The following is a 10,849-nucleotide window of genomic DNA, read 5'->3' as shown; positions in this document are numbered from 1 at the left end:
CCTCTTTTTATGCGCTCAGCACGCTATTTTTGCCCCGCAAGCCCCAGGCCCTAAACGGCGTACGGCTATTCAGTCACTCTATCCGGGTGTAAGACCTGAGTTTACGCCCCTGTAGGCCCCGAAGCCAGTCACATGGCCAGGAACAGCGTGACGTGAAGATGCCCCCACAGGGGAAGGGCACGGTAAGAGTTTTGTGGGGCGAACTGTAGAAATCTGAACATACCTGAGAATCGTATTAATCCGATGAAGAGACGCTCACCTGCTCCTGCCTCTCCAGCCGCACTGTCCCTGTTCCGCCCACGAGGTCACCCCCTATGAAGGCACTCCGCCGCACCGCCCGTCTGCCCCTTACCGCCGCCGCCCTGCTGTCGGCCAGCCTCCTGGCTGGTTGCGGCGACACACCTGAACCACCGGGCGGCCTGCCCGTCGTGACGGCCTTTGTTGGAGAGTATGCCTTTTACGATTTCGATTATGAAAATACCCGGTCTCATACAATTAATTATTACGATGTGGCGTTTGAAAGATCGAAGGATGAATATGTGATTCAATTGGGGTCTTATGATCCTTTGAATGATTTAGCAAACCGCGGAGCACATTATCAGGCAGTTGAAAACCTGTTGTTTGGCCTGTCAATGGTTGCGCGCACTGAAGATGCTCCAACGGGGCGTCTATCACCACAGCAAAAATTAACCCTCTCCGATCGAGCGTATTGCCGTGAAGCAGGCGAGCGGGTCATCGAATCGACAAATACGCTGATTTATGCTTCCTATACCTCACCGTGGGTCGCCGCCCTTGAGCCAGCGCCCACCGTCAAGTGGAAACTGAAGTGTGTTCCCAGAGGCCCGGCCCCCGATACCACCCCTGACCCCTTCAGCTTCACCGCTCAGCAGGACATCGCCCCTGACACCAAAGTACAGAGCAATCCCATCACTGTCAGCGGCATCGATAACATAACAACCGTCGAATTTACCAACGGTCAGCTCTACAAGTACGACCCCAGCACCCAGAAATATGAACTCTATTGGGGTGGACTGGTCAAGAAGGGCGATCAGCTTGTGGTGGGCGTGACCGCCTCGGCCACGCCGGGCGAGACCACCACCGCTACCGTCGATATCGGCGGTGTCAAAGCCGACTTCAAGGTCACCACCCGCGCCGCCGCCCCCACCGAAGACAGCACCCCCGACGCCTTCGACTTCCCTGACCGCAGCGACCTCACGCCAGACGAGATCTACACCAGCCCCGCCATCAAGGTCAGCGGTATCAATATTCCGGTCACCGCCAGCGCCGAGGGGGGTCTCCTGAGCGTCAACGACGGCCCGCACCAGCCCACAGCCACCGTGAAAACTGGCGATAGCATCAAGGTCGTCACGCAGACCCCCAGCACCTTCGCCGCCACCAAGACCGTGACCGTGAAGATCGGCACCGTCAGCGACACCTTCACCCTGACCACCCTCCCCGCCGACACCACCCCGGACCCCTTCAGCTTCACCGATCAGAAGGACGTGAAGCGGGGCAGCACCGTGACCAGTGATGAAGTCACCGTGACTGGCATCAACGCCCCGGCTCCCATCGCCGTGACCGGCGGCACGCTGCTGATCAATGGCCAGACCAGCACGCAGATGACGGTGAAAGCAGGCGACAAGGTGGTGGTCCAGGTCACCGCGTCAAGCAGCCCCAGCACGTCTGTCAGCGCCACGGTGACCATTGGCGGCAAGAGTGCGATCTTCACCGTGACCACCAAAGCTGCCCCTCCCGCCGATACCACCCCTGACCCCTTCAGCTTCAAAGAGCAGAAGGATGTGGTTCCAGGCAGCACCGTGACCAGCAACGAGGTCACCGTGACTGGCATCAACGCCCCAGCTCCCATCTCGGTGACCGGCGGCACGCTGCTGATCAACGGCCAGACCAGCACGCAGACGACGGTGAGAGCAGGCGACAAGGTGGCCGTGAAACTCACCTCGGCGGCGACCCTCAGCACGCCCGTCAGCGCCACGGTGACCATCGGCGGCCAGAGCGCGACCTTCACCGTGACCACTATGCCCAGAGTGAGCGAGGTGGCTGACCTGAATCCTTATGGACCGCCGTGGCTCATGGATCTCGCCATCGATCACCAGAGCAACCTGTATATCACCAGCCCTTACAGCGATAAGTTGCTCAAGGTCACGCCTGCTGGTCAGGTCAGCACCTTCGCGGATCCGAGCAGCGGTTATTCCCTTTACGGGTCAGACATCGTGTACGTGGAGGGCAACCTCTATGTCGCGGCTGAATCACATGGGATCTTGAAAATTACGCCAGCGGGCGAGCTGAGCGTGCTGGCCGACCAGGACCAGGGCTTGAACTTCCCCAACTTCATGACCAATGACGCTCAGGGCAACCTGTATGTCGTGGACGGTTCAGCAGTGAAGAAAGTCACTCTGGATGGAACGGTCAGCACGTTCTACCAGGGCCAGGACTTCCTGTTTGGGCTGGCTGTCGGTGCAGACGGGAGCCTGTACCTGGCTGACCCGAATGCCAAAGAGCTGATCAAAATCGCGCCAGGCGGTACGCGCAACGTTCTGGCCGACAGCGCGGCGGGCCTGTCGAGTCCAGTGCAGTTGGCGCTGGATGCCGAGGGCAACCTCTACGTGACCACCAACGACTCTTCCATCCAGAAGGTGACGCCTGCTGGCGTGGTGAGCACGGTGGCGACCAAAGCGGACGGCCTATCTGCCCCGCATGGCCTGAAGCTGGACGGGTCGGGCAATCTCTATGTGGTGAACGGCAACGGGAAGGTCCTGAGAATCAGGTTGTAAACGTGCGTCCGTGACGCTCGCATACACTTGTCAACACGGCAGAGACGGCTTGGTTTCAAGCCGTCTCTGCCGTGTAACAAGGGTTGTGGGGTGGCGTCAAGTCGTTAGAGGACAGTGACAGGACTCAACCTCCGCGCCCTGCGTTCGGCATCTGCGGCGCGGCCCCGATGCCTCCGGCGCTGATTCAGGCCTTTGAAGCCCGCACCGGCCGCATCCGGGGCAGACGGCGGGAGGGCGGTAAGAGGCGTGCGGGCGTTTCTGATCAGCCTTTTTTCTCTCTGCGAGGCGTAGACGGCACGCTTCGCGGACCGAACCAGATCTCACTTTGCTGACGGTTGCGGTCGGTCAGGACGGTGAAGGGAAGCGGCGTTCCACCGAGGTCCGTAATAGCCTGCTCCAGAAAATCGCGCAGCAACCACACCTGGGCTGGAGAGCTGCCCGCATTCACGTCCAGATTGTCGGCCAATTGCTGAGGCGTCCATCCCAGTGCTTCGCAGAGCGTCTGATCATCCAGCGGGCATCTCCGACGATTGGCATGGAGTTCCTGGCGGGTGCGGAGCTTTTGTTCTTGGGTCAGCGACATGAGGTGACCTCCTGTTGGTGGTTGAGAATGCTGGGGTTACGCAACAGCGAGGGGGACTCACCTCTCTGAATCCTGAAGCGGACAGACCGCCTTATTGCGCCGCCCATTTCAGGACCGCCTCCGGATAACGCGAGCCGACGATAGCTCCGGGGGCGAAGGCGCGGTCCAGCTCGTCCGGCGTGAACGTCACATCGAGCGCCGCCAGGTTGTCAGCGATCCGGGATGGTCGGCTGATGCCCGCCAACGGCACGATGTCGTCCCCGCGCGACAGGACCCAGGCAATCGCGAGTTGTGCGGGCGTGAAGCCCTTCTGCGCGGCCAGAGTGTCGAGAATCCCGGCGGTCTCCCTGTTGCGGGTGTACTGCTCGCCGTGCATGCGCGGCGCCAGGAAGTGTGCCCCTTCCGGCGGCTGTCCCTGCGGGAGCGTTCCGCTCAGCAACCCTTCCGCAAGCACGCGGTACGCCACGACGCCGACGCCGAGTTCGCGCGCGACTGGCAGAATCTCCGGCTCGATGAACCGCGACGCCAGCGAATATTCGATCTCCAGCGCCGTCACCGGATGCACGGCGTGGGCGCGGCGCAAAAGGTCGGCTCCGACCTCGGATACGCCCAGGTAACGCACCCAGCCTTCCTGGATCAGCTCAGCGACGGCCCCGATGGTGTCCTCGTACGGCACCTCTGGGTCGGCCCGGCTAGAGGCTGGGTTGAAGGCAAACCAAGTGAAGGACGATGGCTCTGCCAGCAGCAGAATGAGTAGGTGAACCGCCGTGCTTACCCCAGCGATGTGGACGACGAGACCTACCACTTCCTGCTGCCCTATCTGGCGTTGGTCCCAGAAGATGCGCCCCAGCGCAAATATCCGTTGCGAGAGGTTCTGAACGCGCTGTTGTGGCTGGGCCGCACGGGGGCGCAATGGGATTATCTTCCCCACGACTTTCCACCCAAAGATATTGTCCGTGCACAAGCCAAGCGATGGTTCGAAGCCCACTGCTTCGAAAACGCCGTGCATGATTTGCGGTTGTTCACACGAGTCCAGCAACAACGCGGTGGGGAACCCACCGCGATCATCATCGACAGCCGCACCCTGCAAAGCACCCCGGAGAGTGGACACCGGGCGGGCTATGACGGCGCCAAGAAGCGCAAGGGGACCAAGGTTCATCTGGTCGTCGATACCCTGGGCCACCTCCTCACCCTGATGACCTCGTCCGCCAACGAACAGGACCGCGCCCAGGTCAAAGAGCTGTGCCGAGAAGCACAGGAGATCACTGGCGGCATGCTGGAAGTGGCCTTCGTAGACCAGGACTATACCGGGGAAGCGACTCAGGCGGCGGCCAGGCAGAGCAACATCGAGCTGATCGTCGTGAAGCGCCAAGACGCTTCACGCGGCTTCATCCTGCTCCCCAAGCGCTGGGTGGTGGAGCGTTCGTTCGCCTGGTTATCCCGCTTTCGTCGCCTTGGCCGTGATCTTGAACGCCTGTCCTCCACCCTCATCGGCTTTCATTTCCTCGCCGCCTGTGTTCTGCTCCTGGCAAAATCCAAGCCCTTTCTTGGATAGCCTCCTCCCCAGCCTCTAGGGGAATAGAGGTCAATCACCTCCACGCCGAGCCGCTTCAGGGAATAGGCGGCAAAGTTCTTCACGGCGTTCGGCCGTCCGTCGAGACCGATGATCCGCCCGCTGGGGGCCATCTCGGCACCGAACTTGACGCTGAGGAAGGCCTGGTCACGCCGATCCCGGATGGCCCGACCGACGAGCATCTCGCTCACGCCACTGCCGTAGAAGTCGGCGGTGTCGAGGAAGGTGAACCCGGCGTCCAGGGCGGCCTGGATGGTCCGGACCGTCCCCTGCTCGGCGCCCTCGCCCGTGCGGATGAAACTCCCGCAGCCCAGCCCCAGGGCGGAGACGTGGGGGCCATTCCTGCCGAGACGTTTCATTTTCACGCTTGACTCCTTCATCCTGAGTGACAAAGCCTGTCCAGATCGACATGCAGCCCTCTCCGCCATGACAGGGTCACGGCGCAGGCTGGCCCTCGGCCTACGCCAAGGTGGGTGAACCGGACACCTCGGACAAAGGTGCTGTTATCCCTCGTGAGCGCCGATGGCCTCAAGCTGCGCCAACACGTCCTCAGGCAGGGTGAGCGAGGCGGCAGCGACGTTCTCGCGCAGGTGGGCCACCGACGAAGTGCCGGGGATCAGCAGGATGTTGGGCGAGCGCTGAAGCAGCCACGCCAGCGCGACGGCATTCGGTGAGGTGCCGAGACGGGCGGCCACCGCGTTCAGCGTGCCCGACTGCAACGGTGAGAAGCCGCCCAGCGGGAAAAACGGCACGTAAGCGATCCCCTGCCGCGCCAGGTCGTCGATCAACGCGTCGTCTTCCCGGTGCGCCACGTTATACATGTTCTGGACGCAGACGATCTCGCTGATGGTCTGCGCCTGCGCGACCTGCGCGGGGGTGACGTTGCTCAGGCCCAGATGACGGATCAGGCCCTGCTCTTTCAGTTCGGCCAGAACTGTCAGCGGTTCCTCGACAGACTCCTCTGCTGGCCCGTGTCCTGCCCCTCCACCCATCATGCGGAGGTTGACGACCTCCAGCACGTCGAGGCCCAGATGACGCAGGTTGTCATGCACGGCGTCGATCAGTTCCTGCCGTGACATGGCAGGGACCCACGACCCGTCCTCGGGCCGACGTGCGCCGACCTTGGTCACGATCACCAGATCGTCCGGGTAAGGATGCAGGGCCTGCCGGATGAGCTGGTTCGTGACGTGCGGCCCGTAGAAGTCGCTGGTGTCGATATGGTTGATGCCCAGCTCGATGGCCTCGCGCAGGACGGCCAGGGCGGCGTCCAGGTTGCGCGGCGGGCCGAAGACGCCTTTCCCGGCAAGCTGCATGGCTCCGTAGCCCATGCGGTTCACGGTGCGGTCGCCGAGAGTGAACGTGCCAGCTTGAGCGGCGGGTTTGGTCATTGCGGTCATGGGTGTTCCTCCTGTGAGCTGTGAGTGGTGGCTGGCTGCGGAGGGCGAATCAGGAAGGGCAGAGGTCCAGCAGCACCATCTTCCTGCACGGACGAGGGCTTTATTGCTGCTGCCAACGCTGAATGAACTTTTCTTTGGCCCTGCGGGGGATGTAGTCGCCGTGACCAAAGGCCATCTTCTCGAAGGCATAGCGTTGGAGTTTCTCGACAGAACGCCTCTCCTCGTCCAGATCGTCATAAAACGGCGCAAAACCCATTTCGCCGTTCTCATTGGTGACGGCATCACCGACGAACAGCACCCCGCCGTGTCGATGCCACAGGAAGGATTGATGGTCGGCAGAGTGACCGTGGGTGTCGAGCACTTCAATTCCACCTGCCAGGTCGATTCTTTGACCGTCTGTGATCTTGTGGTGCACGGTTGCTCGAGCCAGGACAGGTTTCTTGTCCCGAACACCGCCGCCTCTGATGTTGACGGGAGGGAGGGCCGGGCGTTCGGACTCCAGAATCCTCGCGCCAAGGGGATTCATCCAGACGGTCGCTCCACTGAGCTTCTGGAAGTCGCCGACGTTGCCGATGTGGTCAGGATGCGCATGGGTCAGCAGGACATGGCGCACGTCTTCTGGTTTTCTGCCGAGTTCCCTCAACACCTGCGCGATGGGATTCTCTGTCCCCTCGGGTGCGGGGGCGCTGGAGTCAATCACAATCAACCCGTCTCGCGGATCATCGATCACAAAGATGTGAACGGTACTGATGACGAGATCGAAGCTGGCCTGATACAGATCGGGTTCGAGCTGCTGAAGCTCAAGAAGTGAGGACATGGTTGTGCCTCCAGGGTCTTGAATCAGGAGTGAGCGGCCCTTCATCAGGCTCCTTTAGCCGGGAAGCGGCCAGCAGCGGGAGCTTTCTGGTAGTTAGGGGGTCTGGAGCAGATGCTGCAACAAGGGAATGGCTTCGGACAGGCGGTGCTGTTCCTCAGGGGACAGGTTTCGTTCCAGTGCCTGGGCCAGCCAGTCCTCCCGTGAGGTGTGCATCGTCTCGATCATGGCCTGAGCCTGGGGTGTCATGGCAAACAGGCGCTGCCGCTTGTCCGTGGGGTCAGGCTGGCTGGCGAGCAGGCCAGCGGCTTCCAGACCAGCCACCGTCCCGCCCATAGACTGGGGTTTGATGCCCTCCAGGCGGGCCAGTCCACTGATGGTCGCCGTCTGGACCCCGGCGAGGTGGCGCAGAACGGCCAGTTGCGGCGAGGTCAGCTCTCCCAGCGGCACTTCCTGCTGGAGGCGGCGTTTGAATTGGCTCAATACCAGCCGGAGATTCCTGGCCAGCGCCTGGGATGCCTGTTCCGGCTCGTCTCTCACATCAGCACTCTAGCAGATATGAAGGCAGACTGTAAAGTTTATCTTCGTATCTTTGAGATCTGAGGTCGGCTGGTGATGGGTCGGCCGCCACAAGGGGGTTGCCCGCGTCACTCTGGATGCCACTGCACTCTCGGAGGCCCTCCCAGCAGCCGATCAACTTGTGGTCCAGGTGCCTGGAGTCCTTCACTGCTCCGTTTCTCAGCCCAACCCCTCAAGTCCGCTCCGTTCAGGCTAAACCCATTGCAGGCTTACGGCTCCGCGTCGTGCTGGCTGTCCTCGCTCACAATCTCACTCGGCCCTCAACGGCGTAGCGAAGTTGAGTTGCCAAACCCAGCCAGGAATGGGTTTGACAGCCCGCCTGAAGCCTGTTACTTTACCGGTATACACCTTTACCGTTAAACCTGAAGTGAAGTGAGGAATCTCATGGCAGAACCGCTGACCCCGGTGACCCTGGCAGACGTTGCTCAGGTGGCGGGCGTGTCTAAAATGACCGTCTCCAACGTCATCAACAACAAACCCAGCATGTCCAACGAAACCCGGCAGCGCGTGCAGCGTGCCCTGGAGGCCACCGGTTACGTCGTGAATCCTGCGGCCCGTGCTCTTGCGGGCAGGCGCAGCAACCTGATCGGCGTGCTCACCCCACGCGTGAACTGGCCGTTCGTCACGGAAGTCCTGCACGGGGCGAGTGTGGCGGCGGAGGCTGCTGGCCTGAATCTAGGGATCTTCACGACCGCCAACAATCCGACGCTGGAACGCGAACGGGCCACCCTGCTGCGAACCCTGGCCGACGGCGTGCTGCTGGTCGCGCCCTCTGCCGACGAGGAGCACATCTTTGGCCAGGCCGTTCCTGTCGTGACCCTGGGTGCTCACGGCCAGCGCAGTATTCAGGTGGACAACCACACCGGGGCGGCCATCGCCACACGGCACCTGCTCGGCCTCGGTCATCGCCGCATTGCCCATCTGCGCGGGAAACACAGCCACATTCTCGACGCGGCCCAGCGCGAGGCCGGATTTCTCGCCACCATGCAGGCAGCGGGACAGGCCGTTCCACCCGAATACCTGCAAGACGGCGAATTCTCCGAGGAAGGCGGTGAACGGGCCGCGCGCGTCCTGCTGACCCTGCCGGAACCGCCCACAGCCATCTTCGCCGCGAACGACCGTTCCGCCATCGGTGCCCTGCGCGCCGCGCATGCCCTGGGGCTGCGTGTGCCGCAGGACCTGTCACTGGTCGGTTTCGACGACATCCACGCCACCAGCGTCACCGACCCACCCCTCACCACCGTGCGCCAGCCCCTGGAGAAGATGGGGGAAACGGCCGCCCGGCTCCTGATCGACCTGATCCGGGGCACTGAACCTGCCCAGTCCCACGTCATCTTTCCCGCCACCCTCGTCACGCGTGCGTCCACGGCTCCGCCTCGCGCCGACAGGGGGTCGTCATGAGTTCCTGACGGCCTGCACCCGCTTCCGCCGTTCCCCTTTCCCCGCCCCCCGCGTCCCCTGGAGGACCCGCATGACACGTACCCTGACCGCCACTGCCCTGCTTGCCGTTGCCCTGGCCACGTCCGCCCACGCCCAGCAGCCCAAAACGGTCTTCACGGTCGTGCGGCCCACCCAGTGGGGGGCGTACAACCTCAACCCCTTCGCACCCAACGACCAGCACCTGCTGCCGACCAACAGCGCCATCTATGAGTCGCTGTTTTATATCCAAGGTCTGAACGGCAAGGTCACGCCTGTCCTGGGCACCAAGTCGGCCTGGAGCAAGGACAACAAGACCCTGACCGTCACCACCCGCAGCGGCGTGCAGTGGAGCGACGGCCAGCCCTTTACCGCAAAAGACGTCGCCTTTACCTTCAACTATCTCCAGAAGTACCCGGCGCTGGACACCACCGGCCTGTGGAAAAGCGGGCTGACGTCGGTCAAGACGAGCGGCAACACCGTGACGTTCTCGTTCAACCGGGCCAACACCCCGGTGTTCCAGTACGTCGCCCAGCAGGTGATCGTGCCCGAGCACATCTGGGCCGCGATCAAGGACCCGGTGACCGAGACCAACCAGAAGGCGGTGGGCACGGGGCCTTTCGTCTTCGACAGCTACAGCCAGCAGGCGCTGCGCGTGCTGAAAAACCCCAACTACTGGATGAAGGGTCAGCCGTACGTGGACGCCGTCGTGTGGTACGCCACCAACAGCAATGACGCGGCGCTGCTGAAACTGCTGAAGGGGGAAGCCGACTACGGGTACATCGGCGTGTCCGATCCAAAAGGCGGCTACGCCAGCAAGGGGCCGAACTACACGTACTACTGGCCGGTCAGCGGCAGCAACTACCTGTACTTCAACACCACCAAGGCCCCCTTCAGTGATCCCGCATTCCGCCGGGCCATCGCGCAGGCGATCAACACGGACGATGTGGCGCAGAAAGCCTACGCGGGCGTTGCCAGGGCGGCCAATCCCACCGGCGTCATTCCCGCCCAGCAACAGGCGTGGCTGCCCGCCAACCTCCGCAACGCCTCGCTGAAGTACAACCCCCAGGCCGCCGACGCCGCGCTCACGGCCGCTGGCTACAAGAAAAACGCGCAGGGCGTGCGCCTGGGCAAGGACGGCAAGCCGCTGCCCGCCTTCAAGATCCTGGTGGGGGCGGGCTGGACCGACTTCATCACCATGGCGCAGGTCATCAGTGAGGACCTCAAGCAGGTGGGCCTCAACACCCAGATCGATCAGCAGGCCTGGAGCAGCTACGCCGGTGGCCTGCAAGGCGGCACCTTTGACCTGGGCATCAGCTGGGGCTGGGGCGGCGGCCCGAACCCCTACTACCTGTACTACCAGAGCTTCTCGCCGGAGTTCAGCGCCCCGGTCGGCAAGACGGCCTCCTCCAACCTGGCGCACTACACCGATCCCGCCATCACCAAGGCCCTCGCCCAGTTCCGGGGCAGCAACGATCCCGCCACGCAGAAAAAAGCCATTGGCACCATCGCGGCCACCGTGACGCGGGACATGCCGTGGGTGCCGCTGACCGACCGCTTCGAGTTCTCGCTGTACAACACCTCGCGTTTCACCGGCTTCCCCACGGCCCAGAATCCCTACACCGCCGGGACGGCCGACGACACCGCAGGTGCCCGCTTGATGTACCTCAACGTCAAGCCCAAGTAGCCACGCCA

At 62.6% G+C, this 10,849-nt stretch carries 10 protein-coding genes and 1 pseudogene; 5 read left to right on the top strand and 6 right to left on the bottom strand.

Annotated features, from left to right (window positions below):
• Nucleotides 1-314 precede the first annotated feature (314 nt).
• Nucleotides 315-2,792 (top strand): SMP-30/gluconolactonase/LRE family protein, encoded by a 2,478-nt coding sequence (locus DEIPH_RS06520; RefSeq protein ID WP_081790822.1) that lies wholly within the window; start codon nt 315-317, stop codon nt 2,790-2,792.
• 262 nt (nt 2,793-3,054) lie between these two features.
• Here DEIPH_RS06520 and DEIPH_RS19210 read toward each other — a convergent pair whose 3' ends face one another.
• Both DEIPH_RS19210 and DEIPH_RS19755 read right to left on the bottom strand, forming a co-directional pair.
• Entirely contained in the window at nt 3,055-3,375 is a 321-nt protein-coding gene (locus DEIPH_RS19210; protein WP_081790821.1) for a DUF2316 family protein, read from the bottom strand.
• 91 nt (nt 3,376-3,466) lie between these two features.
• Nucleotides 3,467-4,180 carry an aldo/keto reductase gene (locus DEIPH_RS19755; protein ID WP_407636502.1) on the bottom strand — a complete coding sequence of 238 codons (714 nt, stop codon included), beginning with the start codon at nt 4,178-4,180 and terminating at the stop codon, nt 3,467-3,469.
• Here DEIPH_RS19755 and DEIPH_RS19750 point away from each other — a divergent pair.
• The gene (locus DEIPH_RS19750; RefSeq protein WP_152544840.1) at nt 4,133-4,930 is read left to right on the top strand and encodes an IS5 family transposase; all 798 of its coding nucleotides are present in this window, start codon (nt 4,133-4,135) and stop codon (nt 4,928-4,930) included. The two genes, DEIPH_RS19755 and DEIPH_RS19750, sit on opposite strands and share 48 nt — an antisense overlap.
• On the opposite strand, the gene DEIPH_RS06505 is transcribed toward DEIPH_RS19750, so the two are convergent.
• The 4 genes from DEIPH_RS06505 to DEIPH_RS06485 form a co-directional block, all read right to left on the bottom strand.
• Nucleotides 4,873-5,307 (bottom strand): aldo/keto reductase, encoded by a 435-nt coding sequence (locus DEIPH_RS06505; protein WP_051517202.1) that lies wholly within the window; start codon nt 5,305-5,307, stop codon nt 4,873-4,875. The genes DEIPH_RS19750 and DEIPH_RS06505 overlap by 58 nt on opposite strands.
• A 144-nt stretch (nt 5,308-5,451) precedes the next feature.
• Nucleotides 5,452-6,345: an aldo/keto reductase family oxidoreductase gene (locus DEIPH_RS06500; protein WP_034355680.1), complete on the bottom strand. Its 894-nt coding sequence runs from the start codon at nt 6,343-6,345 to the stop codon at nt 5,452-5,454.
• A gap of 100 nt (nt 6,346-6,445) precedes the next feature.
• Nucleotides 6,446-7,162, bottom strand: a complete 717-nt coding sequence (locus DEIPH_RS19205; protein ID WP_161636041.1) for an MBL fold metallo-hydrolase — start codon at nt 7,160-7,162, stop codon at nt 6,446-6,448.
• Between the two features lie 93 nt (nt 7,163-7,255).
• Entirely contained in the window at nt 7,256-7,699 is a 444-nt protein-coding gene (locus DEIPH_RS06485; protein WP_034355673.1) for a MarR family winged helix-turn-helix transcriptional regulator, read from the bottom strand.
• A gap of 212 nt (nt 7,700-7,911) precedes the next feature.
• On the opposite strand from DEIPH_RS06485, the pseudogene DEIPH_RS19745 reads away from it, so the two are divergent.
• The 3 genes and pseudogenes from DEIPH_RS19745 to DEIPH_RS06475 all read left to right on the top strand — a co-directional run.
• A pseudogene (locus tag DEIPH_RS19745) lies at nt 7,912-8,010 on the top strand (IS982 family transposase); the annotation flags it as partial.
• Between the two features lie 112 nt (nt 8,011-8,122).
• Complete coding sequence (locus DEIPH_RS06480) at nt 8,123-9,139, top strand: LacI family DNA-binding transcriptional regulator (RefSeq protein ID WP_034355670.1); 1,017 nt, start codon at nt 8,123-8,125, stop codon at nt 9,137-9,139.
• Between the two features lie 70 nt (nt 9,140-9,209).
• Nucleotides 9,210-10,841 carry an ABC transporter substrate-binding protein gene (locus DEIPH_RS06475; RefSeq protein WP_034355667.1) on the top strand — a complete coding sequence of 544 codons (1,632 nt, stop codon included), beginning with the start codon at nt 9,210-9,212 and terminating at the stop codon, nt 10,839-10,841.
• The last annotated feature ends 8 nt before the right edge of the window (nt 10,842-10,849 follow it).

The organism is Deinococcus phoenicis, assembly GCF_000599865.1.
GTDB classification, from domain to species: domain Bacteria; phylum Deinococcota; class Deinococci; order Deinococcales; family Deinococcaceae; genus Deinococcus; species Deinococcus phoenicis.
Note: the sequence above shows the minus strand (reverse complement) of the source record. Positions and strands in the feature narration are given on the sequence as shown.